This window comes from Streptomyces sp. NBC_00178, from assembly GCF_036206005.1.
Lineage (GTDB): Bacteria > Actinomycetota > Actinomycetes > Streptomycetales > Streptomycetaceae > Streptomyces.
The window spans coordinates 2,178,736-2,205,733 of record NZ_CP108143.1; the positions used below are offsets into that span (position 1 = coordinate 2,178,736).

The 26,998-nt window shown below is 73.1% G+C and carries 24 protein-coding genes and 2 pseudogenes; 17 read left to right on the plus strand and 9 right to left on the minus strand.

Annotation, left to right across the window (positions count from 1 at the left end; translation table 11 throughout):
• Positions 1-289: 289 nt before the first annotated feature.
• A pseudogene (locus OHT61_RS32505) lies at positions 290-835 on the minus strand (HtaA domain-containing protein); the annotation flags it as partial.
• A 70-nt stretch (positions 836-905) separates the two neighbouring features.
• The gene (locus tag OHT61_RS09390; RefSeq protein ID WP_329036780.1) at positions 906-2,252 is read right to left on the minus strand and encodes an HtaA domain-containing protein; all 1,347 of its coding nucleotides are present in this window, start codon (positions 2,250-2,252) and stop codon (positions 906-908) included.
• A gap of 111 nt (positions 2,253-2,363) precedes the next feature.
• Here OHT61_RS09390 and OHT61_RS09395 point away from each other — a divergent pair, with 111 nt between their 5' ends.
• The 7 genes from OHT61_RS09395 (at position 2,364) to OHT61_RS09425 (ending at position 9,871) form a co-directional block, all read left to right on the plus strand.
• The gene (locus OHT61_RS09395; protein ID WP_329036781.1) at positions 2,364-3,428 is read left to right on the plus strand and encodes a heme/hemin ABC transporter substrate-binding protein; all 1,065 of its coding nucleotides are present in this window, start codon (positions 2,364-2,366) and stop codon (positions 3,426-3,428) included.
• Entirely contained in the window at positions 3,425-4,501 is a 1,077-nt protein-coding gene (locus tag OHT61_RS09400) for a FecCD family ABC transporter permease (RefSeq protein WP_329036782.1), read from the plus strand. Before OHT61_RS09395 ends, OHT61_RS09400 begins: the two co-directional genes overlap by 4 nt.
• Complete coding sequence (locus tag OHT61_RS09405; protein ID WP_329036784.1) at positions 4,498-5,337, plus strand: heme ABC transporter ATP-binding protein; 840 nt, start codon at positions 4,498-4,500, stop codon at positions 5,335-5,337. The genes OHT61_RS09400 and OHT61_RS09405 overlap by 4 nt, the downstream gene beginning before the upstream one ends.
• Positions 5,338-5,525: 188 nt before the next feature.
• On the plus strand, positions 5,526-6,662 hold the full coding sequence (efeO, locus tag OHT61_RS09410) for an iron uptake system protein EfeO (protein WP_329036786.1): 1,137 nt from the start codon (positions 5,526-5,528) through the stop codon (positions 6,660-6,662).
• A 12-nt stretch (positions 6,663-6,674) separates the two neighbouring features.
• Positions 6,675-7,943, plus strand: a complete 1,269-nt coding sequence (efeB, locus tag OHT61_RS09415; RefSeq protein WP_329036788.1) for an iron uptake transporter deferrochelatase/peroxidase subunit — start codon at positions 6,675-6,677, stop codon at positions 7,941-7,943.
• Positions 7,944-8,016: 73 nt separating this feature from the next.
• On the plus strand, positions 8,017-8,985 hold the full coding sequence (efeU, locus tag OHT61_RS09420; protein WP_329036790.1) for an iron uptake transporter permease EfeU: 969 nt from the start codon (positions 8,017-8,019) through the stop codon (positions 8,983-8,985).
• Entirely contained in the window at positions 8,873-9,871 is a 999-nt protein-coding gene (locus OHT61_RS09425; RefSeq protein ID WP_329043164.1) for a hypothetical protein, read from the plus strand. Before efeU ends, OHT61_RS09425 begins: the two co-directional genes overlap by 113 nt.
• Positions 9,872-9,908: 37 nt before the next feature.
• Here the strand turns inward: OHT61_RS09425 and OHT61_RS09430 are convergent, their stop codons facing one another.
• Entirely contained in the window at positions 9,909-10,652 is a 744-nt protein-coding gene (locus OHT61_RS09430; protein WP_329036792.1) for a bifunctional DNA primase/polymerase, read from the minus strand.
• 141 nt (positions 10,653-10,793) lie between these two features.
• Positions 10,794-11,405, minus strand: coding sequence for a TetR/AcrR family transcriptional regulator (locus OHT61_RS09435; RefSeq protein ID WP_329036794.1), 612 nt, complete (start codon positions 11,403-11,405; stop codon positions 10,794-10,796).
• 184 nt (positions 11,406-11,589) lie between these two features.
• Here OHT61_RS09435 and ddaH point away from each other — a divergent pair, with 184 nt between their 5' ends.
• On the plus strand, positions 11,590-12,405 hold the full coding sequence (gene ddaH / locus OHT61_RS09440; RefSeq protein ID WP_329036796.1) for a dimethylargininase: 816 nt from the start codon (positions 11,590-11,592) through the stop codon (positions 12,403-12,405).
• A 30-nt stretch (positions 12,406-12,435) separates the two neighbouring features.
• Here the strand turns inward: ddaH and OHT61_RS09445 are convergent, their stop codons facing one another.
• Positions 12,436-13,440, minus strand: a complete 1,005-nt coding sequence (locus tag OHT61_RS09445) for a small ribosomal subunit Rsm22 family protein (RefSeq protein ID WP_329036798.1) — start codon at positions 13,438-13,440, stop codon at positions 12,436-12,438.
• A 187-nt stretch (positions 13,441-13,627) separates the two neighbouring features.
• Here OHT61_RS09445 and OHT61_RS09450 point away from each other — a divergent pair, with 187 nt between their 5' ends.
• On the plus strand, positions 13,628-14,938 hold the full coding sequence (locus OHT61_RS09450; RefSeq protein WP_329036800.1) for a hypothetical protein: 1,311 nt from the start codon (positions 13,628-13,630) through the stop codon (positions 14,936-14,938).
• 24 nt (positions 14,939-14,962) lie between these two features.
• Here OHT61_RS09450 and OHT61_RS09455 read toward each other — a convergent pair whose 3' ends face one another.
• Both OHT61_RS09455 and OHT61_RS09460 read right to left on the minus strand, forming a co-directional pair.
• Positions 14,963-15,568, minus strand: a complete 606-nt coding sequence (locus OHT61_RS09455) for a DUF1990 family protein (RefSeq protein ID WP_329036802.1) — start codon at positions 15,566-15,568, stop codon at positions 14,963-14,965.
• 104 nt (positions 15,569-15,672) lie between these two features.
• On the minus strand, positions 15,673-16,974 hold the full coding sequence (locus tag OHT61_RS09460) for a Bcr/CflA family multidrug efflux MFS transporter (RefSeq protein WP_329043166.1): 1,302 nt from the start codon (positions 16,972-16,974) through the stop codon (positions 15,673-15,675).
• Positions 16,975-17,058: 84 nt separating this feature from the next.
• Between OHT61_RS09460 and OHT61_RS09465 the strand changes: the two genes are divergently transcribed.
• Positions 17,059-18,063, plus strand: a complete 1,005-nt coding sequence (locus OHT61_RS09465) for a Gfo/Idh/MocA family protein (RefSeq protein WP_329036804.1) — start codon at positions 17,059-17,061, stop codon at positions 18,061-18,063.
• A gap of 10 nt (positions 18,064-18,073) precedes the next feature.
• On the opposite strand, the gene OHT61_RS09470 is transcribed toward OHT61_RS09465, so the two are convergent.
• Positions 18,074-19,741 (minus strand): alkaline phosphatase D family protein, encoded by a 1,668-nt coding sequence (locus OHT61_RS09470; protein ID WP_329036806.1) that lies wholly within the window; start codon positions 19,739-19,741, stop codon positions 18,074-18,076.
• 143 nt (positions 19,742-19,884) lie between these two features.
• On the opposite strand from OHT61_RS09470, the gene OHT61_RS09475 reads away from it, so the two are divergent.
• From OHT61_RS09475 to OHT61_RS09485, 3 genes are all read left to right on the plus strand, one after another.
• The gene (locus OHT61_RS09475) at positions 19,885-20,640 is read left to right on the plus strand and encodes an SDR family oxidoreductase (protein ID WP_329036809.1); all 756 of its coding nucleotides are present in this window, start codon (positions 19,885-19,887) and stop codon (positions 20,638-20,640) included.
• Between the two features lie 136 nt (positions 20,641-20,776).
• Positions 20,777-21,241 (plus strand): lamin tail domain-containing protein, encoded by a 465-nt coding sequence (locus tag OHT61_RS09480; protein WP_329036810.1) that lies wholly within the window; start codon positions 20,777-20,779, stop codon positions 21,239-21,241.
• A 184-nt stretch (positions 21,242-21,425) separates the two neighbouring features.
• Positions 21,426-22,280 (plus strand): PhzF family phenazine biosynthesis protein, encoded by an 855-nt coding sequence (locus OHT61_RS09485; protein WP_329036812.1) that lies wholly within the window; start codon positions 21,426-21,428, stop codon positions 22,278-22,280.
• A gap of 129 nt (positions 22,281-22,409) precedes the next feature.
• Here OHT61_RS09485 and OHT61_RS09490 read toward each other — a convergent pair whose 3' ends face one another.
• Positions 22,410-23,027: a TetR/AcrR family transcriptional regulator gene (locus OHT61_RS09490; protein WP_329036813.1), complete on the minus strand. Its 618-nt coding sequence runs from the start codon at positions 23,025-23,027 to the stop codon at positions 22,410-22,412.
• Between the two features lie 116 nt (positions 23,028-23,143).
• On the opposite strand from OHT61_RS09490, the pseudogene OHT61_RS09495 reads away from it, so the two are divergent.
• From OHT61_RS09495 to OHT61_RS09510, 4 genes and pseudogenes are all read left to right on the plus strand, one after another.
• Positions 23,144-24,600 (plus strand): annotated as a pseudogene (locus tag OHT61_RS09495) (MFS transporter).
• Between the two features lie 110 nt (positions 24,601-24,710).
• Entirely contained in the window at positions 24,711-25,292 is a 582-nt protein-coding gene (locus tag OHT61_RS09500) for a GNAT family N-acetyltransferase (RefSeq protein ID WP_329036814.1), read from the plus strand.
• A 77-nt stretch (positions 25,293-25,369) separates the two neighbouring features.
• Entirely contained in the window at positions 25,370-26,272 is a 903-nt protein-coding gene (locus OHT61_RS09505) for a glycosyltransferase family 2 protein (protein ID WP_329036817.1), read from the plus strand.
• Positions 26,273-26,512: 240 nt separating this feature from the next.
• Positions 26,513-26,995: a universal stress protein gene (locus OHT61_RS09510; protein ID WP_329036820.1), complete on the plus strand. Its 483-nt coding sequence runs from the start codon at positions 26,513-26,515 to the stop codon at positions 26,993-26,995.
• Positions 26,996-26,998: the final 3 nt, after the last annotated feature.

The window sequence follows — 26,998 nt, forward strand, 5'->3', positions numbered from 1 at the left end:
CCTGGCCGGCGGCGGGCGTGGTGGCCGAGGCGGTGGGGGCGGGGGAGGCCGGCCGGCCGGTGGGGGTGGCCGTGGGCTCCTTGGTCGGCTCCTTGGTCGGCTCCTTCGTGGGTTCGCCGGTGGGCTCCTTGGTCGGCTCCTTCGTGGGTTCGCCGGTGGGCTCCTTCGTCGGCTCCCCCGTGGGTTCCTCGGTCGGCTCCCCGGTGGGAGGCGCGGTGACGGCCTTGACGGAGAGGGTGGCCGGGTCGAGCACGTCCCCTTCCTTGTACATGCCGTTGAAGGCCTCCGCGCCGGTCTTCGTCAGCGTCGCGGGGATGTCCTTGAAGACCATGGCGCCGCCCTCGCCCTGGCCGGGCCTGACCGCCGAGAGGTCGAGCCGGGCGAGTTCGACGTCGTCCGAGGTGCCCTGCGGTGTCTTCAGGTCGACGGTGATGGCGCCGCCCGTGCCCTTCGTGGCGACCTTGACGTCGGAGAGCGTGATGTCGAGGACCCCGCCGTGGGCGTTGAAGTTGACGCCGCCGTCGAAGGCGGTGTCGGTGCCGTGGGTGGTCGTGTCGTAGGTGCCCTTGCCGTTGCCGAAGGTGAACACGCCGTTGCCGGCCGCCTGCGTGGCGCCGTCCTTGACGGTGATCTTCCCCGCGCCTCCGACGTATCTGCGGAAGGACTCCTTGAAGCCCCAGTCCAGCGTGCCGTCCGTCAGCCGCATGGTCGCGGCGGGAGCGGCGGCCGGGACCTCGGTGCCGGCCGCGAGCGCGGGGAGGGCGAAGGCCGCTCCGAGGGCGGTGACGGTGGCGACGGCTGCGGCGAGGGCTATGGGGCGGCTGGTGGCTGCCATGGGTGTGCTCCTGGTGGCGTGAGTGATGAGAGGGAGGAAAGCGGGGAACGGGGAGGACAGGCGAGGGGGTTCAGCTGTCGGGTCCGGTGCGGCGGCGGTGGACCGTGAACAGCACCGCGGCGAGGGCCACGAGCAGTACGGCGCCGCCCCCGACGGCGAGAGAGGTACGGGAGCCGGACTCCGCAGCGGCCGGGCGGGCGGCGGGGCTCTCGGCGGGGCCCGCCGAGGGCGCCTTCGAGGGTCCGGCTTCGCTGCCCAGGTCACCCATCGCCGTACCGGCCTTGTAGAGGGAGCCGAAGGCCTCGGCGCCGTCCGCGGTGAGCGTCGTGGGGGCCTCGGTGAGGGCGGCGAGCCCGTCCTCGGGGGTGAAGTCCTCCACGGGGAAGGCGACGAGCGGGACGTCCTCGCGCGTGACGCCCCCGGTGGTGACGTCGGCCAGGAGCGCGCCCCTGCCCGAGGCCACCCGGGCGGTGAATCCGCCCAGCCGGAGGTCGAGGCCGTCGGCGCCGGTGAAGTGGACGCTCCCGGCGAAGGAGGCGGTCAGCTCCTGCCGCGCCGCGTCGTAGGTTCCCTCGCCCCGGGGGAAGCGGAAGAGGGCGCCGCCGTCCTGGGCCCCGCCGGTGAGTGTCCACCTGCCGCGGCCGATGGAGCCGGTGACGTACTCGCGGTAGGTGCGGCGCACACCCCAGTCCACCGCGGCGTCCTCGAAGCGTCCCGCGGTGTCCTTCCTCTTCTGCTGCCCGGGGGCGGAGTCCGTGGGCGCCGCGGACTTCGCCGGCTTCGCGCCGGCCGGGGCCCTCGTGTCGACGGAGAGGCTGACCGGGTCCAGCGGCGTGCCCGCCGCGTAGTAGCCGGCGAAGGCGCGCGCGCCCTGCGCCGTCAGAGTCGCGGGGACACCCACGAGGGCGACGGGCGTGGATCCGCCCCTCATGTCGATGCCGGAGAGCCCGAGCGTGGCGAGCGGTACCTGGGCGTTGGTGGTGACCCGGCCGCTCGCCCGGTCCCTGCTGACCATGTCGGCGTGGAGCGTCCCGGCTCCGCCGGAGATCCGGACGGTGGGGCGGCTGATGGTGAGGTCCAGCCGGTTGCCGCCGCCGGCCTGCTTGTGGCCGACGAAGTGGACCCCGCCGGAGAAGCCGGCCCGGAAGGCCCCGCTCGCCGGGTCGTAGGAGCCGGTCGCGGAGTGGAAGCGGAACTGGCTTCCACCGACCGTCGCGGCTCCGCCCGTCAGGCTCCAACTGCCCTGCGCGATGGGCCCGGTGACATAGCTCTGGAAAGAGGACCTGATGCCCCAGTCCAGTCGGCCCCCCTGAACCGTGCGGCTCGCGGCCTGCGCGGCGGTGGCCGGGAGCAGGGCTCCGAACAGCACCGCGAGGAGCGCGACGGCGAGCGCGCGGGCGGAGACGGACGGCGGCATGGGAACCCCCCGGGGCTAGAAAGTGAGGTAAGGCTAACCTAAACTCAAAACCCTGCGTGCCGGAACCCCTTCCGTCACAATTGCCTCGTACCACCACAGGACGGTGCCCCCGTGCGATTGCCCCAGTACTCCGCCGCAGCGGTCCGAAGAGCCGTGCGACGGCGCACCGGTGGGCCCGCGGCCCTGGCCTCCGCCGTGGCACTCGCCGCGGTGCTGACCGGCTGCGGCGGTGCGGGAACGCCGGCCTCCGGGCCGGCCGACGGGACAACCGCCGCTGTCGCGCGGGGCGTTGTGGAGCCCCTGGCCGCCACCCCCTCCCCGCGTCTGCCCGTCACCGTGCGCTCGGCCGACGGCGACGACGTCACCGTCACGTCGACCGACCGGATCGTGCCGCTCACCGGCTCGCTCAGCGAGATCGTCTTCACGCTCGGCCTCGGCGAACAGGTGGTGGCGCGGGACATCACCGCCACCTTCGAACAGGCCGCGAAGCTGCCGGTCGTGACGCGCGCCCACGACGTCTCCGCCGAGGGCGTGCTCTCGCTGCGGCCCACCGTGGTCCTCGCCGACACCACGACCGGACCCGCGGAGGCCGTCGCCCAGATCCGTGACGCGGGGATCGCCCTCGTGGTCGTCGAACCGGCGAAGGAACTCGCCGACGTGGGCCGGCGGATCGGTGCCGTGGCGGCCGCGCTGGGCGTGCCGGCGGCGGGCGACGAACTGAAGGCGCGCACGGAGTCACGCATCGCCGCCGTGCGCGAGGCGGTCCCCGCCCGGCCCGAGGACGAGCGCCCGCGCGTCGCCTTCCTCTATCTGCGCGGCTCGGCCTCCGTCTACCTGCTGGGCGGTGGCGACTCCGGCGCGAGCTCGCTGCTCGAAGCGGCGGGCGCCGTCGACGCGGGCAAGGCCTCCGGCCTGGCCAAGGACTTCACCGCCCTCACCAGCGAAGCCCTCGCGGCGGCCGCGCCGGACGCCGTCCTCGTCATGAGCAAGGGCCTCGCGTCGGTGGGTGGCGTGGACGGCCTGGTGAAGATCCCGGGCGTCGCCGAGACGCCGGCCGGCATGGACCGCCGCGTCGTGTCGGTGGACGACGGGGTCCTGCTGAACTACGGGCCGCGCACCGACCGCGTGCTGGCCGAACTCGTGGAGCAGCTCTACCCGGACGGCGGGAAGAAGTGACGGCCACCTCGTACGACGGGCCGGCGACGCGGGCGGCACGCGCCCGGCGCGGCAGGACCCTCGCCCTCACCGCGTCCCTGGCCGCCGCGTTGTTCGCCTGCTGCCTGTCGTCCGCCGGACTCGGCGCGTACGGCATCCCGCTCGGGGACGTCCTCTCCTCCGTCCAGCACCGGCTCGGCCTCGGCGGGCACGCCCTGGACCGGGTCGGTGAGAGCGTCCTGTGGAACGTACGGCTGCCGAGGGTCGTCCTCGCCCTCCTCGTCGGCGCCTCGCTCGGCTGCGCCGGGGCGCTGATGCAGGGGGTGTTCGGCAATCCGCTGGCCGAGCCCGGGGTGATCGGCATCTCCTCGGGTGCTGCCGTCGGCGCGGTGGCGTCCATCGCGCTCGGCCTGACCTTCTTCGGCAACTGGACGGTCACCGTCTGCGCGTTCGCGTCCGGCCTCGCGACGGTCCTGCTGGTCTACGCGCTCTCACGCTCCGGCGGCCGGACGGAGGTGGTGACGCTGATCCTGACCGGCATCGCCGTGAACGCCTTCGCGGGCGCGCTGATCGGTCTGTTCATCTTCTTCGCCGACAACGCCCAGATCACCCAGATCACCTTCTGGCAGCTCGGTTCGCTGGCCCAGGCGACCTGGCCGAAGGTGCTCGCCGTGCTGCCGTGCGCGGTCCTCGGGCTGCTCGTCGCCCCGTTCCACGCCGGGAAGCTGGACCTGCTCGCACTCGGCGAACGCCCGGCCCGCCATCTGGGCGTCGACGTCGAACGGCTGCGGATCGTCCTCGTCCTCGTCGTGGCGCTGCTGACCGCCGCCGCCGTCGCCGTCGCCGGGATCATCTCCTTCGTCGGGCTGCTCGTCCCGCATCTGCTGCGGATGGCGAACGGACCCGGGCACCGCTTCCTCGTGCCGGGCAGCGCGCTCGGCGGGGCGCTGGTGCTGGTCGCGGCCGACCTCGCGGCGCGCACGGTGGCCGACCCGGCCGAGCTCCCGCTCGGCGTACTGACCGCACTCCTCGGCAGCCCGTTCTTCTTCTGGCTGCTGCGCAGAACCCGTCGCAGGCAAGGTGGTTGGGCATGAACCCGTTCAGGAGGCCGCTGGGGACCCGCCGCCGGGTGCTGCCCTCCCCCGCGGCCGCCGGAGCCGCCGTGGCCGAGGCCACCGGTCTGGGCGTCCGGCTGGGCGGACGCCCGGTCCTCGATTCCGTGGACCTGACCGTCCGGGCCGGTGAGGTACTGGCCCTCGTCGGGCCGAACGGCGCCGGGAAGTCCACGCTGCTCGCCGCCCTGTCGGCCGATCTGCCGGTGGACAGCGGGGAGGTCCGTATCGACGGCCGCCCCGTCGCCGGCTGGTCCGCGGCCGAACTCGCCCTGCGGCGGGCGGTGCTGCCGCAGACGGCCGCACTCGCCTTCCCCTTCCCGGTCGAGGACGTCGTACGGATGGGGCGCGCGCCGTGGGCGGGGACGGCCCGCCAGGACGAGGACGGGGAAGCGGTCGCCGCGGCCATGGCGGCGACGGAGGTGTCGGACTTCGCCACCCGCCCCTTCTCCGCCCTGTCCGGCGGCGAGCGCGCCCGCGTCGCCCTGGCCCGGGTGCTCGCCCAGCGTGCCCCTCTGCTGCTCCTGGACGAGCCGACGGCGGCGCTCGACCTCCGCCATCAGGAACTGGTGCTGCGGATCTGCCGGGAACGCGCGGCCGCCGGGGAGGCGGTGGTCGTGGTGCTGCACGATCTCGGGCTGGCCGCGGCCTACGCCGACCGGGCCGTGGTGCTGCGGGGCGGCAGGGTCGCCGCGGCCGGCCCGCCCGCCGGGGTGTTCACCGGCGCGCTGCTGGGCGAGGTGTACCGGCAGGCGGTCGAGGTGTTCCCCCACCCGCGGACCGGTGTGCCGCTCGTCGTACCGAAAAGGCTTGCTTGACCCGTCTTTGACCTTTCTGTGGGTTCCCCATGAGGCTGCTGTGACCGGGCCGTTTCCCACCCCTCCGAGTGAGACCTGAATCACGCGAAAGACGGGTATCGGTGAGGTAAGGCACGGTTAAGTTAGGGCCGCCTCACCTACTGTCTTCCGCACCGTCCCCCGCTCTTTTCACCCTTGTGGAGCCCCGCATGCGAGCCCTTCGTACCTCCGTCGTCACCGCCGTCGCCACGGTGGCCGCACTGACCGCCGTCACGGGCTGCGCGGAGAAGAGCGACGGCAAGGGCGACGGCGCCGTCCGGGTCGTCGCCAAGGACGACTCGTGCGCGGTGTCGGCGAAGAAGATCCCGGCGGGCCACGTCGAACTCGCCGTGGAGAACAAGGGGTCCAAGGTCACCGAGGTCTACGTCCTGTTCCCGGACGACCGGATCGTCACCGAGCGCGAGAACATCGGCCCGGGCACCAAGGCGAAGATCACGGCCGAGATCAAGGCCGGCACGTACGAGATCGCCTGCAAGCCCGGCATGCAGGGCAAGGGCATCCGCCAGACGGTCGAGGTCACCGGGGGCAAGGCGGCCGCGCGCAGCCCCGAGATGGACCGGGCCGTCGCCGGTTACCGCACCTACGTGCAGACGCAGGCCGACGAGACGCTGCCGAAGGTGAAGGCCTTCACGGACGCCGTCGCCGCGGGTGACGTCGAGGCGGCGAAGAAGGCGTACGCCGGCTCCCGGATCGGCTGGGAGCGCACCGAGCCGGTCGCCGAGTCCTTCGGTGACATCGACCCGAAGGTCGACGTCCGCGAGGACGGGCTGGAGGACGGCCAGAAGTGGACCGGCTGGCACCGCCTGGAGAAGGCGCTGTGGCAGGACGGGAAGCTGGGTTCCGAGGAGAAGGCCCTCGCACCCACCCTCTACACGGACCTGCTGGACTGGCAGAAGCGGGTCGGCCGGGCCGACATCACCCCGACCTCGATGGCCAACGGCGCCAAGGAACTCCTCGACGAGGTCGCCACCGGCAAGGTCACCGGTGAGGAGGAGCGCTACAGCCACACCGACCTCGTCGACTTCAAGGCGAACGTCGAGGGCGCCGAGCAGTCCTACACGCTGCTCAAGCCGGTCGCGTCGAAGAACGACGCGGCGCTGACCGCCTCCCTGGACAAGCAGTTCGCGGCGCTGAACACGCTGCTGGACAAGTACCGCGCCGACAAGGCCTCCTACGACTTCACGTCGTACGACAAGGTCGGCAAGGCGGAGCGCAAGGAGCTCTCCGACGCGGTCAACGCGCTGGCCGAGCCGCTGTCCAAGCTGGCCGCCGCGGTCACGAAGTAACGGGAGCGGAACATGACCGCGGAGACCGGGAACACCGGGAACACCGAATCGGGCACCGTCCCCTCGCGCCGGGCCCTGCTCGGCTGGGGCGGTGCCGGGCTGGCGCTCGGTGCCGTGGCCGCCGGTGGCGCGGTCGCCGCCGTGCGCTCCGGAGGGGATGCGGAACCCGCGTCGGACAGCGGCGCCGCCGTGCCCTTCCACGGTGAGCACCAGGCGGGCATCGCCACCGCCGTCCAGGACAGGCTGCACTTCGCCTCGTTCGACGTGACGACGAAGGACCGGGCCGAACTGGTCGCGCTGCTCCGGGAATGGACCCGGGCGGCCGAGCGGATGACGGCAGGGCGGACCGTGGGCGAGGGGGCGTACGGCGGTGCCGAGGAGGCGCCGCCGGACGACACGGGCGAGGCGCTCGGGCTCAGGCCCTCCCGGCTCACCCTGACCCTGGGTTTCGGCCCCTCCCTGTTCGCGACGGGCCGCTTCGGCATCGAGGACCGGCGGCCCGAAGCACTCGTGGACCTGCCGAAGTTCCCCGGCGACAACCTCGACCCGGCCCGCAGCGGCGGCGACCTGTGCGTCCAGGCCTGCGCCGACGACCCCCAGGTCGCCGTGCACGCCATCCGCAACCTCGCCAGGATCGGCATGGGGCGCACCGCGATCCGCTGGTCGCAGCTCGGGTTCGGCAAGACGTCCTCGACCACGCCCGGCGCACAGACCCCGCGCAACATGATGGGCTTCAAGGACGGCACCCGGAACATCTCGGGTACGGACGCGGCGGCCCTTCGCAAGCACGTGTGGGCCGGCGCGGCGGACGGTTCCGGGTGGATGGCGGGCGGCTCCTACCTGGTGGCCCGGCGCATCCGGATGCACATCGAGACCTGGGACCGCGCGCCGCTACGGGAGCAGGAGGACATCTTCGGCCGGGACAAGGGCGAAGGCGCGCCGGCCGGCAAGGCCAAGGAGCGCGACGAGCCGTTCCTCAAGGCGATGCTGCCCACCGCCCACGTGCGCCTGGCCCACCCGGACAGCAACGGCGGGGCGACGATCCTGCGCCGCGGCTACTCCTTCACCGACGGCACCGACGGTCTGGGCCGGCTGGACGCGGGACTGTTCTTCCTCGCCTACCAGCGGGACATGCGCACGGGCTTCATCCCGGTGCAGCGCGGCCTCGCGGGCTCCGACGCGCTCAACGAGTACATCCAGCACGTGGGTTCGGCGGTCTTCGCCGTCCCACCGGGCGTCCGCGACGGGGACGACTGGTGGGGCCGGGCACTGTTCTCATGAGCGTCACCCCTCGTCCGGCCGGCGATCGCCGGGCCGGCACCGCACCCAGGACCGGCACCGTGGAGGGACCCGCATGTTCGGCAACTATCTGATCGGCCTGCGCGAGGGTCTGGAGGCGGGACTGGTCGTCTGCATCCTGATCGCCTACCTGGTCAAGACCGGGCGCCGCGACGCACTGCGCCCGGTGTGGACGGGCATCGGGATCGCCTGCGCCATCTCGCTGGCCTTCGGCGCCGCGCTCGAATTCGGTTCGCAGGAGCTGACGTTCGAGGCGCAGGAGGCGCTGGGCGGTTCGCTGTCGGTCGTCGCCGTCGGGCTGGTGACCTGGATGGTGTTCTGGATGCGGCGCACCGCGCGGCATCTGAGGAAGGAGCTGCACGACAGGCTCGACTCGGCTCTCGCGATGGGGACCGGCGCGCTGGTGGCGACCGCGTTCCTGGCGGTGGGCCGCGAGGGCCTGGAGACCGCCCTGTTCGTCTGGGCGTCGGTGCGGGCGAGCGGCGAGGGCTCCTCGTCGCCGCTGATCGGTGTCCTGTCCGGCATCGCGACGGCCATCGCGCTGAGCTGGCTGTTCTACCGGGGCGCGCTGAAGATCAACCTGTCGCGGTTCTTCACCTGGACGGGCGGCATGCTCGTCGTCGTGGCGGCCGGTGTGCTCGCCTACGGAGTCCACGACCTGCAGGAGGCGCGCTTCCTCGGGGGCCTCCAGGACAAGGCGTTCGACGTCACGGCCACGATCCCGCCGGACAGCTGGTACGGCACGCTGCTCAAGGGCGTCCTCAACTTCCAGGCCGACCCGACCGTCCTCCAGGTCACGGTGTGGGCGCTGTATCTCGTCCCCACACTCGCGCTGTTCCTCGCCCCGGTAGGGTTCAGGCGGTCAGTGCGGACGACGGATCAGAAGGCGCAGAAGGCAACGGATGACAAGGCTGGGTCGACTGGCGGCGGGGCTCGCGACGGCGACGGTGCTGAGCGTGACGGCGAGCGGCTGCGTGACGGTGCACGGGGAGCGGGAAGTCGTGCCGGGAGCGACGAGGTCTGAGGCCGCGAAGGCCCTGGAGGACTTCACCGTCGCGTACAACAAGGCGGACAAGGCGTACGATCCGGCGCTGGACGCGGACCGGGTGACCGGTTCGCTGGGCGCGATCAACCAGGCCGGGCTGGCCGCACGGGGGAAGAACAACCCGGGCGGGAACCGGGCCCACAAGCCGCTGGAACTGACGGACGCCTCCTACGTCATCCCCGAGAAGGCGGGCTGGCCGCGCTGGTTCGTCGCGGACACCGACTCCGACCGCGACCAGGACGGCGGGAAGGCGGACACCCGCTGGCTGCTGGTGTTCGTGCGCACCGCCCCGGACGCGAAGTGGAAGGCCGCCTATCTGGCGGTCGTGGCGGCGTCCGAGGTGCCGAAGTTCCGCAGGAGCGCCGAGGGCTGGGCCCAGCCCGTGCCCTCGGCCGGCACGGATGCCGCACTCGCCACGCCCCCGGCCCGACTGAGCGCCACGTACACCGGCTTCCTCCGGACGGGCGCCCCGGACGTCTTCGCCCCGGGCGCGACGACCTCGGGCTGGCGGGACGCGCGGAAGAACACCCGCAGGCCGGGCTTCTCGTTCCAGTACATCGACCAGAAGCTGGACTACGGGACGTTCGCGCCGCTGGGCCTGACGACGGAGGACGGCGGCGCGCTGGTCTTCTTCAGCAGCAAGCACTTCGAGCGCCAGACCGCGGCCGAGGGCCTGCGTCCGGCGGTCACGGCGGACGTGCGGGCGCTGCTGACCGGCGAGGTGAAGAACACCCTGACCAAGGAACGGGTCTCCAGCCAGCTGGTCTACGTGCCCAAGAAGAGCGCGGGAGACCCCGGCGGCACGGACGGCAGGGTACGGGTGCTGAACCGGCTGCCCGGACTGATAGCGGCGCAGGGTTCCTGACCGCCGGCTCCGGGACGGGTCCCGGGCCGACGGGACGTCAGCGGCTGAGCGGCCAGGCGACCGCGTCGTGCGCGAGGTCGCTCTCGTCGGCCGTGTCCGCGTACTGCGCGCAGGCGTCGGTCAGCGCCTCCAGCAGGGTCAGCGGATCGGGCAGGGGGTTCTCGGGACCGCGGATCCAGCGGACGTCCAGCTCACCGGGCAGCCGGGCGGGCGGCAGGAGGACGTAACTGCCACGGCAGTGCCAGCGCAGTCCCGGATGCTCGTCCATGGTCTCGGGGTGGCTGTCGAGCTCACAGGGCCACCACTCGTCCTCGTCCTCGGGGGTGCCCCGGGTGGCGGTGAAGAACAGCATCCGGTCGTCCCCGGACTGTGCGACCGGGCCCACGTCGACGCCGTCGTCGGTGAGCCGCTGCAGGGCGGCGCGCCCGGCGGTCAGGGGCACGTCGAGGACGTCGTGCACGAGGCCGGTCGCGGTGATGAAGTTGGCCAGCGGCTGGCCGGCCGCCCAGCGCTCGATCTGGTCGCGGTCCGTCGTGGACTGCGTCTGCCAGGCGAAGGAGACGGGGTGCCGTGCCGGGGTGGGGCAGCCGATGCGTTCGCACGAACACCGGTAGCCGGACGGGTGCGCCGCGGGTGAGATGGGCATTCCCGCTTCGGCGACGGCCAGGAGCAGCCCCAGCCGGGCCGCGTCGTCGGCCTCCGGCTGCTGTTTCGGCCGCCTGCGCAGCCACTGGGAAATCCTGCCCTCTGTGCCGCGATAGCGGCCGGAATCGGCGCCCATCTATCCCCTCACCTCAGCGGTTTCGTCTCCATGGTCCCACCATCCTGCTCCTCGGGTGGCCGAAGTCGGCGAGCGGGGTGCCCGGACAGCCGTGCGGAGAGGCGGCGACTCGTGGCGAATGTCACGAAATCGTTGATCGTTTCAGGGCCTCGGAGTGAGTCCGCGCAGGGCGTGGTCGACGACCGCGTCGGCGTACTCGTGGGTCAGGGGAAGGGTTCTCAGCAGCCAGCGGTGGGTCAGCGGGGCCACGAGGAGCTCCAGGGCGACCCGCGGATCGGCGTCGGCGCGGACGTCTCCGGCCTCCTGCGCGGCGCGCAGGCGTGTGACATACAACTGGAGCTGGGGTTCGAGGAGGTCCTCGACGAACCGGGCGGCCAGCGCCGGATCGATGACCCCCTCCGCGGTCAGGGCCCGAGTGGGCGCCTCGGTCGCGGGGTCGTTCAGCTCGTCGACCGTGGCCCGCAGGACGGCTCTGAGGTCGGCGGCCAGGTCCCCGGTGTCCGGGATGGCGGGCTCGCCGGCTTCCTCCGACCGCCGGGCGGCCATGTCGAGGAACGCCTCCATGAGCACGGCCGACTTGGAGGGCCACCAGCGGTAGATGGTCTGCTTGCCGACCCCCGCCCGGGCCGCGATGCCCTCGATCGTGGTCCTCGCGTACCCGGCCTCGCCGACCAGGGCGAGCGCGGCGTCGTAGATCGCACGGCGGGAGCGGTCGCTGCGGCGGCTGGAGTCGGGGGCCTTCTGGGGTGCCATCGGGCCAGCCTAGAGCCCGTACGGTCCGGTGCGGGGCGTCCCGCCGGTCACCCCGCCGGCCCACGCGAACCACCCGAACGGATCACAGCGCGACGGCCCGGCGGGGGCGCACCATGAGCTCACGCACACACCCCGTGCGTATCCCGCCGTTCCGCGGCCGAGGCCGCCGTTCGTAGGAGCCCGCATGACCCGTGACGCCACCCCTCGTCGCTACCTGATGTGCGCCCCGGTCCACTTCGAGGTCACGTACTCCATCAACCCGTGGATGGACCCGTCGAAGCCCGTGGACCTGCCCCTGGCCAACACCCAGTGGGAGGACCTGCGCGACCGCTACCGGGCGCTCGGCCACACCGTCGAACTCCTCACCCCGCGCCCCGACCTGCCCGACATGGTGTTCGCCGCCAACGGCGCGACGGTCGTCGACGGGCGCGTCCTGGGTGCCCTGTTCGCCTACCGCGAGCGCTTCGCGGAGGCCGAGGCGCACCGCGACTGGTTCCGGTCCCACGGCTTCACCGAGATCCACGAGCCGGACCACGTCAACGAGGGCGAGGGCGACTTCGCCGTGACCTCGTCGTACGTCCTGGCCGGACGCGGCTTCCGGTCCAGCCCGCTCTCGCACGGTGAGGCGCAGGAGTTCTTCGGGCGCCCGGTGATCGGCCTCGACCTGGTGGACCCGCGCTACTACCACCTGGACACCGCGCTGTGCGTGCTCGACGACGCGGCCGACGAGATCATGTACTACCCGGGGGCGTTCTCGCCCGGCAGCCGCAGGGTGCTGGCCCGGCTCTTCCCCGACGCGCTGACCGCCAGGGAGGCGGACGCCGCGGCGTTCGGCCTCAACGCGGTGAGCGACGGACGGCACGTGCTGCTGCCGCAGGGCGCCGTGGGGCTCTTCGACCCGCTGCGCGACCGGGGCTTCGAGCCGCTTCCGATGGACCTGAGCGAGTTGCTCAAGGGCGGTGGCAGCGTGAAGTGCTGCACCCAGGAGCTGCGGCCCTGAGCACCGTCCCGTGATCCCGCCGGGCGGCCCTCAGGGCCGCTCGTCGGTCCCGGGCGGCGGCCACGCGTCACCCCACGCGGTGTCCCGGGCGGCACGGTAGAGCGAGCCGTGCCGCTTGGTGACCGTGGCGCGCCGCAGGCCCTCCTCCAGCGTGCAGAGCTCCAGCAGCACCTGCCCCTTGCGGATCTGCGGCCTGCGCGTGACGCGGGCGGAGGCGGGGGCGGTCGGGAAGCGCGTCGCGACGACGTAGCTGAACTTCTCGTCCTCGTGGCTGAGGGTGCCCCCCTTGACCCGGCGGTGGAGCGACGAACGGCTGACCCGCGCCGAGAAGTGGCACCAGTCGGTGCCGGGCTCGATGGGGCAGGTGCCGTCGTGCGGGCAGGGCGCCGCGACGCTCAGCCCCGCGGCGATCAGCCGGTCCCGGGCCTCGATGACGCGGGCGTAGCCGTCGGGGGTGCCGGGCTCGACGACGACCACCGCCTGGGCGGCCGCCGCCGCGGCGTCCACGAGGGCGACCCGGTCCTCGGGCGTGAGCTCCTTGAGCACGTACGACACCGTCACCAGGTCGGTGGGCGCGAGGTCCAGGGCGGTGCCGATCCGTGCCCGCTGCCAGACCGCGGCGCGCAGGCCGGGGATGCCGGACGCCTCGGCCAGCTCACGGCCGAGCGTGAGGGCGGGCTCGGCCCAGTCCAGCACCGTCGTCCGCGGCCCGTCCCACGCCCCGGCGACCGCCCAGGCCGCCGCACCCGTGCCGCCGCCGATGTCGGTGTGCGTGGCGGGCGTCCACCCGGGGGCGGCCTCGCGGAACGCGTCGAGGCAGGACCGTACGGCCTCGAAGGTCGCGGGCATGCGGTACGCGGCGTACGCGGCGACGTCCGAGCGGTCCCGGAGCACCGGAACGTCGGTGGGGGTGGTCCCGCGGTAACTGGCGATCAGCCGGTCGACCGCCTGCGCGGCCTGGGACGGCGGCAGTCCGTCCAGCAGTGCTGACAGCGCCGCGCGCAGGGATTCCGCGGTGGGGAGGGTGTCGTTCACCGCCGAATTCTAGGCGCAGCGCGACCGGGGCCGTGACGGGCAGGTCCCCCCGCCTTCCCCGGGTCCTGGTACACGACCGCGACGAAACCGCCGCGCGGCCGAACCCCTGCCTGTCACCGCCCCGTTGCTACGCTGATCGCCGCCCGCGCCCGGGGAGGGTGCGGCGGATGCTCATCCGGGGGAAACCATGGGACAGAGGATCGTGCGCCTGGCTCTGGTCGGCGGGGTGCTGGTTCTCGCCCTGCTGCTCCTCCTCGCCATGTGCGCAGGGGGCGCGGACGGCGGCGGGGACGACGGGGCACCGGAGCGGCCCCGGAAGAGGAGCGCGGGCCCGGCGACCCGGCTGAACGTGCCGCGGGAGTACACGACGGGACGCGGCTGGGAGGTCGTCGGCGCGGGCCCCGACTACGCCGTCTCGCATCCGACGGGGCGACTGGGCTACCTCGTGCGGACGCCGGACGGGCGCTACCGGCTGCGGACACTCGACGCGGAGACGGGCCGGGCCGGCTGGCACGGCGAGGCCCTGACCTCGGCGGACCCCGAGCGCTTCCCGAAGCTGATCACCGTGGCCAAGGACGACCGGCAGTTCTTCGTGACGTGGTCCCTCGGACGGACCGGAGACGCGCTCACCCCCGCGAAGGGCTTCGTCTCCCTCGACGTGTACGACGTCGAGGACGGTGGGCACCGGCACGTCGAGGTGCCGTGGACGGGCGTGCCGGCCGTCACGGCGACGGGCCCCGGCGTCCTGATCACCGACGGGAGCGCGGCCGGCACGGTCGTGGACCCCGTGGACGGCGGGGTGTCGGCGATCGGCGCGTCCGCGGCCCGGTACCCGGAGGACTGTCCCGCCTGCGAGCAGCTCACCGAGGTGCGGGGGCAGACGGCGAAGGGGCTGCTCCTGAGCGGGTCGCGCGAGTTCTGGGTGCGCGGCGGCTGGTTCAGCCGCCGGTCCGCCCCGCCGGGCGCCGACCCCCGGTCGGGGATTCCGACGTCCGTCGTGCCCGGGCTCGTCCTGGCCAGGTGGCAGCCGGCGGCGGGGACGCGGCAGGCCGCGACCCACCAGATCTGGACGGTCCACGACACGGTGAGCGGGAAGCCGGTCGTGTCGGTCCGGTGCCACAGGCCGGCCATGGAACCCGGGACCCATCCGCAGGCGGTTCTCTCCCCCTCGGCCCGCTACCTGGTGGCGGGGAACCTGGCCTTCGACCTGACCGGTGGGAAGGCGTTCTGCTTCGAGGACGAGGGCGGCGCGGCGCGGCTGACGTTCGCCTCGGTGACGGACGGCGGCAGCGCGTACGGCGCGACGGACGCGCGCGACGCCGACGAGGCGCTGCGCGGCGGCACGGGCCCGGTCTCGATGAGCTTCCCGTCCTGGGACGTCGAGGCGCTGCCCCCGAACACGCGCCTGCCGGACATGGAGACCGCCGGCACCGGGGTGTTCCGCTGGACGGACCGCAAGGACCGGCTCCACCTGATCGGCTACCCGCGCACCGGGTGAACCTGCGGGGCGTACGCCGTCCCCTCAGTCGGCCCGCCGGGCAGACCGGAGCAGGGCGCGCCGGTAGCGGACGCGGAAGACGCGCTGGGCGACGAGCAGCAGCGGGAAGAGCCGCCGCCACACCCCGGCGGGCGCGGGGGCGGTGAGCGACCGCAGGGTCAGGGTGACGCGGCCGCCGGGGCCGCGGCGTACGACGAAGGCCTCCTCGCCGGACACCGGGTGCCCGGGGAGCGTGCCGTAGGCGAAGCCGCGGGTGTCGGCCGTGTCGACGACCGCCACGATCCGCACGGGTTCGTGCACGGCCAGGCGCCTCCAGCCCGCGGTGATGCGGTACTCGGCCCCCTCGGCGACCTCGTCGTCCGCGTCGCCCGCGCCCGTCGGCGGTTTCGCACCGTCCGCGCCCGCCGACGGTGCGACGGCGAAGCCGCTGCGCCGCTTCACGCCCCAGCGGAGCACCGCCTCGGAGGCGGCGCGCCAGTCGTCGTCGCCCCGGCCGATGTCCACGGTCGTCTCGAACCGCCGGAAGCCCGGGACGGCGTCCCGCCACTCCGGGTCGCCCGGGCGGGTCGCACCGGCCGGGGCGTAGGTGAGCGGTGTGCGGCCTGGGCCGTCGGACCGTTCGGGGCTCATGGCCGGCTCCTGTGGCGGACGTCGGTGTGTCTCCCGGTCACCCGGATCCGCCCTGTGCGGCGCGGGCGGTGCACCGTCAGCCATCAGTCGTCTGCCATCAGTCGTCAGCCGGACAGGCTGCCGCTCCGCCACGGCCGGCAGAGCAGCAGGAAGCACGCGGTGGCGGACAGCCCGCAGACCACCTGCACGACGGCCATGGGCACGGCGGTCGACTCGCCCGCGATCCCGACGAGCGGCGAGGCGATGGCACCGATGAGGAACTGGGACGTGCCCAGCAGCGCGGACGCCGAGCCCGCGGCGTGCTTCGTCCGCATCAGGGCCTGGGAGTTGGTGTTCGGCATCGCGAGGCCCATGCAGGACATCAGGACGAAGAGCCCGGCGGCGACCGGCAGCAGACCGACGTCCCCGAACACGCCGGACGTCATCAGCAGCAGGGCGATCGCGGCGAGGGAGATGACCACGAGTCCGAAGCCGAGCGCCTTGTCGAGGCTGACCCGGCCGACCAGCAGCTTGCCGTTGATCTGGCCGACGGCGATCAGCCCGACGGAGTTGATGCCGAAGAGGAGGCTGAAGGTCTGCGGTGACGCCCCGTAGATCTCCTGGACGACGAAGGGGGACGCGCTGACGTAGGAGAAGAGCGCGGCGAAGGCGAGGCTGCCCGCCACCATGTAACCGGTGAACACCCGGTCGGCGAGCAGCCCGCGCATGGTGCGCAGGGCGTCCGTGAAGCCGCCGGTGTGCCGCTCCTCCGGGGGAAGGGTCTCGTGGAGGAACTTCCAGACGACGAAGGTGAGGGCCGCGCCGACGGCGACGAGGACGACGAAGATGCCGCGCCAGTCGGTGAACCGGAGGACCTGGCCGCCGATCACCGGGGCGATGACCGGGGCCACCCCGGAGATCAGCATCAGCGTGGAGAAGAACCGGGCCATGTCCTCGCCGTCGAAGAGGTCGCGCACGACGGCCCGCGAGATCACGATGCCCGCCGCGCCGGCCAGTCCCTGCAGCAGGCGGAAGCCGATGAGCAGCTCGGCGGTGGGGGCCAGGGCGCAGATCGCGGTGGCGACGACGTAGACGATCATGCCGAGGAGCAGCGGCCTGCGGCGGCCCCAGCGGTCGCTCATGGGTCCGACGACGAGCTGGCCGAGCGCCATGCCGGTGAGGCAGGCGGTCAGGGTGAGCTGGATGGTGGCGGCCGGCGCGTGCAGGACGTCGGTGACCTCGGGCAGCGCCGGGAGGTACATGTCCATGGAGAGGGGCGGCAGCGCGGTCAGTCCGCCCAGGACCAGGGTGACCAGGAGTCCGACCCGCCGTGCCGCGGGGACGGAGATGCCTGGTGCGGCGCTGCCGGTGATCGGTATGTAGGGATGCTGCTCTCGCTGGGCCCGGCTCACGCCGCTGTCCGGCATCATCGTCTCCGCTTCGTTGAAACCGCATCTATGCTCTCAGGTCAGTCGTAGTGGTCGAAACCTTTTCTCCGGGAGCGGGCGGGCATGAGCGGAACTGTGCGTTGGGGCGTTCTGGCCACGGGCGGCATAGCCGCGACCTTCACGGCGGATCTGCTGGCCATGAAGGACCCGCGGGCCGAGATCGTGGCGGTCGCCTCGCGCACCGAGGCCTCGGCGAAGGCCTTCGCCGAGCGGTTCGGGATCGGACGGGCGTACGGCAGCTGGGCGGAGCTCGTCGCCGACGAGACGGTCGACGTGGTCTACGTCGCGACCCCGCATTCCGCGCACCGGGAGGCGGCGGGGCTCGCCCTGGAGGCCGGCAAGCACGTGCTGTGCGAGAAGGCGTTCACGCTCGACGAGCGCGAGGCCCGGGAGCTGGTGGACCTGGCGCGGGAGCGCGGGCTGTTCCTGATGGAAGCCATGTGGACGTACTGCAATCCGCTCATCCGCCGCATGACCGAGCTGGTGCGGGACGGGGCGATCGGCGAGATCCGCACGGTGCAGGCGGACTTCGGGTTCGCGGGCACGTTCGGGGCCGAGCACCGGCTGCGGGATCCCGCCCTGGGCGGCGGCGCGCTGCTCGACCTCGGCGTCTATCCGGTGTCGTTCGCGCATCTGCTGCTGGGTGAGCCGGACCGCGTACAGGCCGACGCCCTCCTGTCACCCGAGGGCGTGGACCTGAACACGGGAATGCTGCTGGGCTGGGACTCGGGTGCGACCGCGCTGCTGGGCTGCTCGATCGTGGGGGACCTGCCGACCGTCGCGTCGGTGACCGGGACGGCGGGGCGCATCGATTTCCCGCACGGCTTCTTCCACCCGGACAGCTTCGTCCTGCACCGCACCGGCCGGGAGCCGGAGACGGTCACCTCGGGCCCCGGCCCGCAGGGGCTGACGGGTATGCAGTACGAGGCCGCCGAGGTGAACCGGGCCCTGCTGGCCGGCGAGAAGGAGTCCCCTCTGGTGCCGCTGGAGGGCTCCCTCGCCGTGATGCGGACGCTCGACGCGGTGCGTGAGCGCATCGGCGTCCGCTACCCCGCGGACCGGGCCTGACCCGGGCCGGCTAGGCGGGGGTGAGCCCCGGGTTGCCGGCCTCCGTCACGAAGGAGGCGGCCGTGCTGACGGGCGCGCCGGGGGTGGTGACCGCCGGCACCGTGCGGTAGTCGGCGCGTGCCGAGTCCTTGCCGAGACCGACGAGGACGTAGCCGCGGCGGCCGTTGTAGAACTTCAGGTGGGGGTTGGCCGCCATCTGGTTGGCGTAGCTGGCCGGCTTGTCCGAGCCGTCCTTGCCGCTGGTGATCGAGGTGGCCACGATCTCGGTGCCGACGGTCCGGGACGCCGGGTCGTCGAAGTCCTTCTTCAGGTCGAAGCCGTAGGCGACGTGGACGTCACCGGTCAGGACCATCAGGTTGTCGATCCCGGCTGCCTCCGCGCCGTCCATGATCCGCTGCCGGGACGCCGGGTAGCCGTCCCACGAGTCCATGGACAGCTTGTAGGCGTCGGTCGGCACGTCCCGGCGCTGGGCGAAGGTGACCTGCTGGGGCACGACGTTCCAGAGAGCGTCCGAACGCTTCCAGCCGTCGATCAGCCAGCGCTCCTGTGTGGCGCCCGTCATGGTGCGCGACGGGTCCTCGGACTCCGGGCCCGGGACCTTCCAGCCGTCGCCGTACGCCTGGTTGCTGCGGTACTGGCGGGTGTCGAGGATGTCGAACTGCGCGAGGCGCCCGAAGCGCAGGCGGCGGTAGAGCCGCATGTCGGGGCCGGCCGGGCGCTGCGGGGTGCGCAACGGCTGGTTCTCCCAGTACGCGCGGTAGGCGGCGGCCCGGCGCAGCAGGAACTCCTCCGGCGGGACGTCGTTCTCCGGGGTGTCGCCCGCGTAGTTGTTCTCCGTCTCGTGGTCGTCCCAGGTGACGACGAAGGGGTGCGCGGCGTGGGCGGCCCGCAGGTCGGGGTCCGACTTGTAGAGGCCGTACCGCATGCGGTAGTCCTCCAGCGTGAGCGTCTCCCGGTTGAAGTGGTCGGGGAGCACGCGGTCCGTGTAGTTGCGGGCGCCGCCGACGGCCGTGACGGCGTACTCGTAGAGGTAGTCGCCGAGGTGGAAGACCACGTCGACGTCCTCGCCCGCCAGGTGCTTGTAGGCGGTGAAGTAGCCGTCGTGGTAGGCCTGGCAGGAGACCGCGGCCAGGTTCAGCGAGCTGTTGCGGGCCCCGGCGGAGGGTGCGGTGCGGGTGCGGCCGGTGGGGCTGATCCAACTGCCTGCGCGGAAGCGGTAGTAGAACGTCCGGTCGTCGTCGAGGCCCTTCACGTCGACGTGGACGCTGTGGCCGAACTCCGGGTGCGCGGTGGCGGTGCCGCGCCGCACCGAACGCCGGAAGCGCTCGTCGCGGGCGATCTCCCAGTGGACCACGACGCGCTCGGCGGGCAGTCCGCCGTTCGCCTCGTAGGGGCGGGGCGCGAGTCTGGTCCACAGCAGCACGGAGTCGGGCAGGGGGTCGCCGGAGGCCACACCGAGCGTGAAGGGGTCCTCCGTGATCTTCCGGGCATCGAACTCGGCGGCGCTCGCGACACCGGCCGCGGGCAGGTTCGCGGCGAAGGCGAGCGCGGCGGCCGCGCCGGTGACGGTGAGGAAGCGGCGGCGGCCCACTCCCGAACCGAGGCGCCTCGCGGCGGCCCGGAACTCTTCGGAATGCCCCTGCCCTGCGGGCGCGGTGATGATCTGTGCGGGTGTCATATGCCCCTCCCCTGCTGGATGTTGCCAGAGGCATTCGAGACCGCGCGGACAACGTCCCGTGGGCACGTACACAACATCCGAATGGCGGTGCGATGAGCACCGGGTGCCGGCACGGTGCAAACCCTCCCGTACGCTGCCGGGCCATGAACGCTGAGCAGCACATCGCAGTCGTCACAGGTGCGGGATCGGGGATCGGGAGGGCGGTCGCGCTGGCGCTCTCGGGTGCGGGATGGACGGTGGCACTGGCGGGCCGGCGGGCAGCGGCCCTGGAGGAGACCGCCGCGGCGGCCGGCCCGGGCCGCACGGTGTGCCTGCCGACCGACGTGACCGATCCGGACGGCGTGGCGGCGCTCTTCACCGCCGTGCGGGAACGGTTCGGCAGGCTCGATCTGCTCTTCAACAACGCGGGTACGTTCGGGCCCGGTTCGCTACCGGTCGAGGACCTGGCGTACGAGGACTGGCGGACCGTCGTGGACGTCAACCTGACGGGAGCCTTCCTGTGCGCCCAGGGGGCGTACCGCCTGATGAAGGACCAGGAGCCGCAGGGCGGGCGGATCATCAACAACGGGTCCGTCTCCGCGCACGCCCCGCGCCCGCACTCGATCGCCTACACGGCGACGAAGCACGCGGTGACCGGCCTGACGAAGTCGCTGTCCCTGGACGGGCGGCCGTACCGGATCGCCTGCGGCCAGATCGACATCGGCAACGCGGCGACCGACATGACGGAGCGCATGAGCACGGGGATCCTCCAGGCCGACGGCACGGTGGCCGCGGAGCCGGTGATGGCCGCGTCGGACGTGGCTCGGACGGTCCTGCACATGGCGGAGCTCCCCCTGGAGGCCAACGTGCAGTTCGCGACGGTGCTGGCCACGGCGATGCCGTACGTGGGCCGAGGATGACTGTTTCGCTTCACAATCGCCCGCATTTCGGCGCTAATTGAAAGAGTTTGCAAATTTCCGCCGACCAGTCCGCGCAAGCGCGTGCTGCCCGTATGCTGCTGACCTTCACCAGTTGCACACAGAAGGACCACACCGCATGCGCATACGCACCGCCGCGCCCCTCGCCCTGGCCGCCGCCGCCGCACTGGCCGGCTCGCTCCTCGCCACGGCCCCGGCCTCGGCGGCCTCCCACCAGGGCGGGCTGCACCTCGGCAAGATCCAGTACGACAGCCCGGGGTCCGACAACCGCTCGAACACCTCGCTGAACGCCGAGTACGTGGACATCCACAACAACGGCCGGTCCACGCTGCAGCTGAGGGGCTACAAGCTGAAGGACAACACCGGCTACACGTACACCTTCCCGTCCCACACCGTCGGCGCGGGCAAGACGGTCCGGGTCCACACCGGCAAGGGCCGCGACAGCGGGGCCCACGCCTACTGGAACCGCGGCTCGTACGTCTGGAACAACACCGGCGACAAGGCCCGGCTGTACAAGCCGGGCGGCACGCTCCTCGACTCCTGCTCCTGGCCGAAGGGCAGCGGGGTCAAGGTCTGCCACTGACCACAGTGACCGGGCCACCGCGGCCAAGGGGGGTCCGCGGGACGGCCGGGAGGTGGTCCGGAGTGTCAGGACTCCGGACCACCTCGGGACCCGCCGGGGGACGCCCTCCCCGCGGACACTCCCGCACCGCACCGAAGGACACGGGCCGGGAATGCGCGCCGGGGCCGCCGGGTTGGGCCCGTACATGAGCCCACTCCCGCGCGCCGAGGTACTCCGCTACACCGCCTTCTCCGCCGACCCGGACGGCGGCAACCCCGCCGGGGTCGTCCTCGACGCCTCCGGACTGGACGATGCCGGGATGCTCGCCGTCGCCGCGGAACTGAACTACAGCGAGTCGGCGTTCCTCACCGCCCCGGACGGCCGCGGCGGCCACACCATCCGCTACTTCAGCCCCCGGGCCGAGGTCCCCTTCTGCGGTCACGCCACCGTCGCCGCCGCCATCGCGCTGGCGGAGCGGGACGGCCCGGGCGACCTGGTCTTCTCCACCGCCGCCGGACCGGTCCCGGTCACCGTCACCCGCGAGGGCGGAGAACTGCGCGCCACCCTCACCAGCGTCGAGCCCCGCGTCACGGACGCCGCCCCCGGAGACCTCGCGGAGGCCCTGTCCGCCCTGGCCTGGCCGGCCGTCGACCTCGACCCGGCGCTTCCGCCCCGCATCGCCTACGCGGGCGCCCGCCACCTGGTCCTGTCCGCGGCCACGCGGGAACGCCTCGCGGACCTGTCGTACGACTTCGACCGACTGGACGCGCTCATGCAGCGGCTCGACCTGACGACCGTTCAGCTGGTGTGGCGCGAGTCGGAGACCGTCTTCCACGTGCGTGACCCGTTCCCGGTCGGCGGCGTGGTCGAGGACCCGGCGACGGGCGCCGCGGCGGCCGCCTTCGGGGCGTACGCGCGTGAACTCGGCCTCGTCCCGGACGACGCGGTGCTCACCCTCCACCAGGGCGCCGACATGGGCCGCCCCGGCACCCTGACGGTCGGGCTCCGCCCGGGCGACCCGCGCGTCAGGGTGAGCGGAACGGGCACCCGTATCGGCTGACCCCACTATTCCCGGTCCCGGGCGAGCAGATCCCCCATCTCCTCGAACTGCTCCGGCGTCAGCGGACCGCGGGTAGGGGGGCAGCCGATACGGGTTGGAGTGCATGAGGAGGCAAGCGGTCCCTGCCGGTCACGCTCCGACGACGTACACCCCGCCCCGCGCCGCCGCTGCCGCCGCGGCCGCCGCGCGGTCCGCGACAGTCTCGTCGAGGACGCCGCCGGCGGCCAGCAGCCGGTAGTAGAGGGGCGCCGAGACCGCCCCGACCACCTCACGGGCATCCGTGCCGGCGGGGAGTTCACCGCGGGCGACCGCCGCGTCGACGCAGCCGGACCATTCGTCGATGCGCACCGCGTAGAAGCGGTGCAGCGCCTCGGCCGTGCGGTCGTCGCAGGTGGCGGCGGCGATGACGGCGGCGAAGAGGGGGCCCTGGCGCGGGTCGGCCAGAGTGCGTGCCACCAGCCGCGCGTTGGCCCTGAGGTCCTCGTCGAGGGAGCCCGTGTCCGTGCGCGGGACGGACTGCTCCGCCATGTCCGTCAGCAGGTCGGCGACCAGTCCCGCCGTCGTGGACCAGCGGCGGTAGACCGTCGTCTTGCCGACCTCCGCGCGGCGTGCGACGTCGGCGAGGTCCAGCCCGTCGAAGCCGTGCTCGATCAGCGCGTCACCGGCCGCGCGCAGCACCGCTTCGCGCACCCGGGCCGTGCGCCCGCCGGGCCGGACCGTTCCCGGCTCCGCGTCGCCTGCATCCATAACGGGTCTCCAGTTCCATTAATAGCCGCACCCTGTTACGTTGAGCCCATTCTAACGGAACTCCGGAACCATTAAGACTCCATGGACCCCGGACCATGTCCAGGAAAGGGCACCCCATGTCCCACACCGGCACGAGACCGGCCGACGCACCCTCCCGGGCGGCCGCACCGCGCATGACCGGCCGCCAGAAGCTCGTCCTCGCCCTCCTCCTCGGCGCACAGTTCATGATCGCCGTCGACTTCTCCATCCTGAACGTCGCACTGCCCGCCGTCGGCCAGGGCCTCGGCTTCTCGCTCGCACACCTCCAGTGGATCGCCACCTCCTTCGCGCTCGCCGCCGCCGGATTCACGCTCCTGTTCGGGCGCGTCGCCGATCTCGTGGGCCGCAAACGCCTGTTCACCGGCGGCATGGCCGTCCTCGGTCTCGCCTCCGCACTCGGCGGGATCGCCACGTCCCCCGAGGTCCTGCTCACCGCGCGGGTGCTGCAGGGCCTGGCGACCGCGGCGGTGACCCCGGCCGGACTCGCGCTGCTCACGACGGCGTTCAGGGAGGGGCCGCTGCGCGAGCGCGCCCTCGGACTCAACGGCGCCCTGATGTCGGCCGGGTTCACCGCCGGAGCGGTCCTCGGCGGGCTCCTGACCGATCTGCTCTCCTGGCGCTGGGCCTTCTTCGTCAACGTCCCCGTCGCCGCGCTCGTCGTCGCCCTGGCCCCGTCCGTGATCACCGACTCCCGTCCGGCCGTACGCCCGAAGCTCGACGTACCGGGTGCCGCTGCCGTCACCGGCGGTCTGCTGCTGCTGGTGTACGGGCTGACGCGGGCGGGCGAGTCGGGCTGGACCGCGCCCGCCACCCTCACCGCCCTGCTCGCCGGGGCCGCGCTGCTCGGCGCGTTCCTGCTCGTCGAGAAGCGGTCCGCGGAGCCCCTCGTCCCGTGCGCATCCTCCGGCGCCGCAACGTGATCTGGGGCAACGCCGCCGGGCTGATCGCCTTCGTGACCGAGACCTCCCTGGTCTTCCTGCTCACGCTGTACCTCCAGGAGGTGCTCGGCTACTCGCCGCTGGCCACCGGCCTCGCCTTCGGGGTCCTGGGCATCGGCACCGTGACCGGCGGGATGCTGGGCGGCCGCGCCGTCGGCCGGTTCGGCAACCGGCGCACCCTCGTGCTCGGCGGTGTCGTGCAGGCCGCCGCCACCCTCTCGCTGGTGGCGCTCGGCACGTCCGGCGGATGGATCGCCCTCCTGCTGGCCGCGACCTTCGTGGGCGGCGTCGGCAACATGCTGGTGATCGTCGGCTTCATGGTCACCGCCACCTCCGGGCTCCCCGACGAGGAGCAGGGACTCGCCACCGGGCTCGCCACGATGACGCAGCAGGTCGGCATCACGATGGGCATCCCGGTCATGAGCGCGGTGGTGACCGCCCGTACGGGCGCGACGACCGGGCCGGACGCGGTGCTGTCCGGAGTCTCGGCGGCGGTCCTGGTGAATGCCGTGCTCGTCCTGGCGGGTGCCGTGCTCGCCCGGGCGTTCCTCGGACGGCCGGACGCGCGCTCCACGACCGGGCGCGCCGATGGGTGAGTCGGACCGGGGGTGAGTCGGACCGGGGGTGAGTCGGGACGGTGAGTGGGTCGGGACGGCGGGTGAGTCGGGCCACGGCCGGGCGGCGGGTGCGCGGCAGGATGGCGGTCATGGCACCACCTCTGACCGTCCCCAGCATGACCGCAGGAGCGGACTTCGTCCTGCGGCCCTGGGAGATGAGCGACCTGCCCCTCGTCCGCGAGGCCGCGCAGGACGACTACATCCCGCTGATCACCACGATCCCGTCGCCGTACTCCGACGCCGGAGCGCAGGCCTTCGTCAGACGGCAGTGGAGCCGGGCGGCGGCGGGCACCGGCTACCCCTTCACCATCGCCAGGACCCGGGACCGCAGGCCGGTCGGCGCGATCGGCCTCTGGCTCGGGGACGAGGCGGAGGGCCGGGCCTCGCTCGGCTACTGGATGACGGGGCAGGCCCGTGGCCAGGGCGTGGCGGGAGCGGCCCTGCGCACGGTCACGACCTGGGCCCTGCACGAGCTGCGCATCCCGCGCGCACAGGTCCTCATCGAGCCGTGGAACACCGCGTCGGTGCGGACCGCGGAGAGCGCCGGATACCGCCGTGAGGGACTTCTGCGCGGCTGGCAGGAGATCGGGGGCCGCCGCCGCGACATGCTGATGTACGCCCGGCTGAACGACGACCGTCCCTCCGGTGACAGGGCGCCGACGGAGAGCTGAACAGCGGGACGTTACGATCGCGGGCACCGTGGCCGGAACACGCCGCCGCGGCAACCGAACCCCAGGAGTGACGCACCGTGTCCGCACCACGCATCGGCGTATCGGTCGTGACCATGGGAGACCGCCCCCAGCAGGTCGAGGCGCTGCTGGCGTCGGTGGCCATGCAGGATGTGCGGCCCACTCGTGTCGTCGTGGTGGGCAACGGCTGCACGCTCCCCGACTACACCGCCTTCCCGGGGCTGGCGGATCTCACCGGCGGGGTGACCCTGCTGGAGCTCGACGAGAACCTGGGCTGCCCCGGCGGCCGCAACGAGGCCCTGACCGCCCTCGCGGACTTCGGCGACGTCGACGTGGTCATCGAGCTCGACGACGACGGGCTCCTGGTCGACAAGGACGTCTTCCGCACGGTCGAGAGGCTGTACGCGGAGGACCCCCGGCTCGGCATCGTGGGCTTCCGGATCGCCGACGAGCACGGCGAGACCCAGCGCAGGCACGTCCCCCGGCTGCGCGCCAAGGACCCGATGCGCCGCGGTCCGGTCACCGCGTTCCTCGGCGGCGGCCACGCGCTCTCCATGGAGATGCTCGCCGGGACGGGGCCGTGGCCGGCGGAGTTCTTCTTCACGCACGAGGAGACGGACCTGTCCTGGCGCGCCCTCGACGCGGGCTGGAAGATCCTCTACGAACCCTCACTGCTGCTCCAGCACCCCAAGACGTCCCCGGCCCGGCACGCGGTCTACTACCGCATGACCGCCCGCAACCGCGTCTGGCTGGCCCGCCGCCACCTGCCCGCGCCCCTGGTCCCCGTCTACCTCGGCACGTGGATCCTGCTCACCGTCCTGCGCACCCGTTCCGTCTCCGGGCTGCGCGCCTGGGCGTCCGGTTTCGCGGAGGGGATGCGCACCCCGTGCGGGGTACGCCGGCCGATGCGCTGGCGGACCGTGTGGCGCATGACGCGTCTGGGCCGCCCGCCGGTCATCTGACCACCGTGTGGCGCAGCGCATGACGCGTCTGGGCCGTCCGCCGGTCATCTGACCGCCGGCCGCCGCGAGGATGCCGAAAGCGCTCCGCTCCCGGCGTTCCCGGTCGTCCGCCGGCCGGGCCGTCAGCACCCCGTCATGATCCGGGGCCGCGGCGTCAGAGCGCCGTCAGTGCCGTACGCGGCGCACCGCGGCCCGCGCTCTCATGGGAGCGGCGGGTCGGACGGGAGTGAGGCGGAGCGGATGTCGTCCAGGGTCGTGGTCGGAGTGAGCGGGACGTCCGGAGGGCTGGCGGCGTTGCACGCGGCGGCCGCCGAAGCGCGGGTGCGCGCAGCGGAGTTGTGGGCGGTGCTGGCCTGGGACGTCCCCGGGGGCGGGGTCGGCGGCCGGGGTCCCGACGCCCTCTCCCCAGCCCTTCCGCTGCATCGCGCCGACGCCGCCGCGCGACTGCGCGACATCCTCGACCTGGCCTTCGGCATCGGCGGTCCCGGGGTGCCGGTCACCGGTCTCGCGGTGCGGGGCACACCCGGCGCCGCACTCGTGGACGCGGCCGGCGGCCCGGAGTGCGTGATCGTGGTGGGGACGGGATCGGGCGGGGCGCTGTCCCGCCGACTGCGGCCGTCCGTGGCGCGCTACTGCCTGGCGCACGCACCGTGCCCGGTGCTGACCGTGCCGCCGTGGCCGGGCCTGACGGGACCGGACCTCGCACACCGGCACATCGCCTGAACG

Excerpts from the sequence above, each read along its gene's own strand:
- efeB (WP_329036788.1), top strand. The coding sequence starts at position 6,675 with ATGACCGCGGAGACCGGGAACACCGGGAACACCGAATCGGGCACCGTC.
- OHT61_RS09470 (WP_329036806.1), bottom strand. The coding sequence starts at position 19,741 with ATGACACCCGCACAGATCATCACCGCGCCCGCAGGGCAGGGGCATTCC.
- OHT61_RS09405 (WP_329036784.1), top strand. The coding sequence starts at position 4,498 with ATGAACCCGTTCAGGAGGCCGCTGGGGACCCGCCGCCGGGTGCTGCCC.
- OHT61_RS09465 (WP_329036804.1), top strand. The coding sequence starts at position 17,059 with ATGAGCGGAACTGTGCGTTGGGGCGTTCTGGCCACGGGCGGCATAGCC.
- OHT61_RS09450 (WP_329036800.1), top strand. The coding sequence starts at position 13,628 with ATGGGACAGAGGATCGTGCGCCTGGCTCTGGTCGGCGGGGTGCTGGTT.
- efeU (WP_329036790.1), top strand. The coding sequence starts at position 8,017 with ATGTTCGGCAACTATCTGATCGGCCTGCGCGAGGGTCTGGAGGCGGGA.
- OHT61_RS09460 (WP_329043166.1), bottom strand. The coding sequence starts at position 16,974 with ATGCCGGACAGCGGCGTGAGCCGGGCCCAGCGAGAGCAGCATCCCTAC.
- OHT61_RS09455 (WP_329036802.1), bottom strand. The coding sequence starts at position 15,568 with ATGAGCCCCGAACGGTCCGACGGCCCAGGCCGCACACCGCTCACCTAC.
- ddaH (WP_329036796.1), top strand. The coding sequence starts at position 11,590 with ATGACCCGTGACGCCACCCCTCGTCGCTACCTGATGTGCGCCCCGGTC.
- OHT61_RS09510 (WP_329036820.1), top strand. The coding sequence starts at position 26,513 with ATGTCGTCCAGGGTCGTGGTCGGAGTGAGCGGGACGTCCGGAGGGCTG.
- OHT61_RS09475 (WP_329036809.1), top strand. The coding sequence starts at position 19,885 with ATGAACGCTGAGCAGCACATCGCAGTCGTCACAGGTGCGGGATCGGGG.
- OHT61_RS09390 (WP_329036780.1), bottom strand. The coding sequence starts at position 2,252 with ATGCCGCCGTCCGTCTCCGCCCGCGCGCTCGCCGTCGCGCTCCTCGCG.
- OHT61_RS09430 (WP_329036792.1), bottom strand. The coding sequence starts at position 10,652 with ATGGGCGCCGATTCCGGCCGCTATCGCGGCACAGAGGGCAGGATTTCC.
- OHT61_RS09485 (WP_329036812.1), top strand. The coding sequence starts at position 21,426 with ATGAGCCCACTCCCGCGCGCCGAGGTACTCCGCTACACCGCCTTCTCC.
- efeO (WP_329036786.1), top strand. The coding sequence starts at position 5,526 with ATGCGAGCCCTTCGTACCTCCGTCGTCACCGCCGTCGCCACGGTGGCC.
- OHT61_RS09490 (WP_329036813.1), bottom strand. The coding sequence starts at position 23,027 with ATGGATGCAGGCGACGCGGAGCCGGGAACGGTCCGGCCCGGCGGGCGC.
- OHT61_RS09500 (WP_329036814.1), top strand. The coding sequence starts at position 24,711 with ATGGCACCACCTCTGACCGTCCCCAGCATGACCGCAGGAGCGGACTTC.
- OHT61_RS09435 (WP_329036794.1), bottom strand. The coding sequence starts at position 11,405 with ATGGCACCCCAGAAGGCCCCCGACTCCAGCCGCCGCAGCGACCGCTCC.
- OHT61_RS09480 (WP_329036810.1), top strand. The coding sequence starts at position 20,777 with ATGCGCATACGCACCGCCGCGCCCCTCGCCCTGGCCGCCGCCGCCGCA.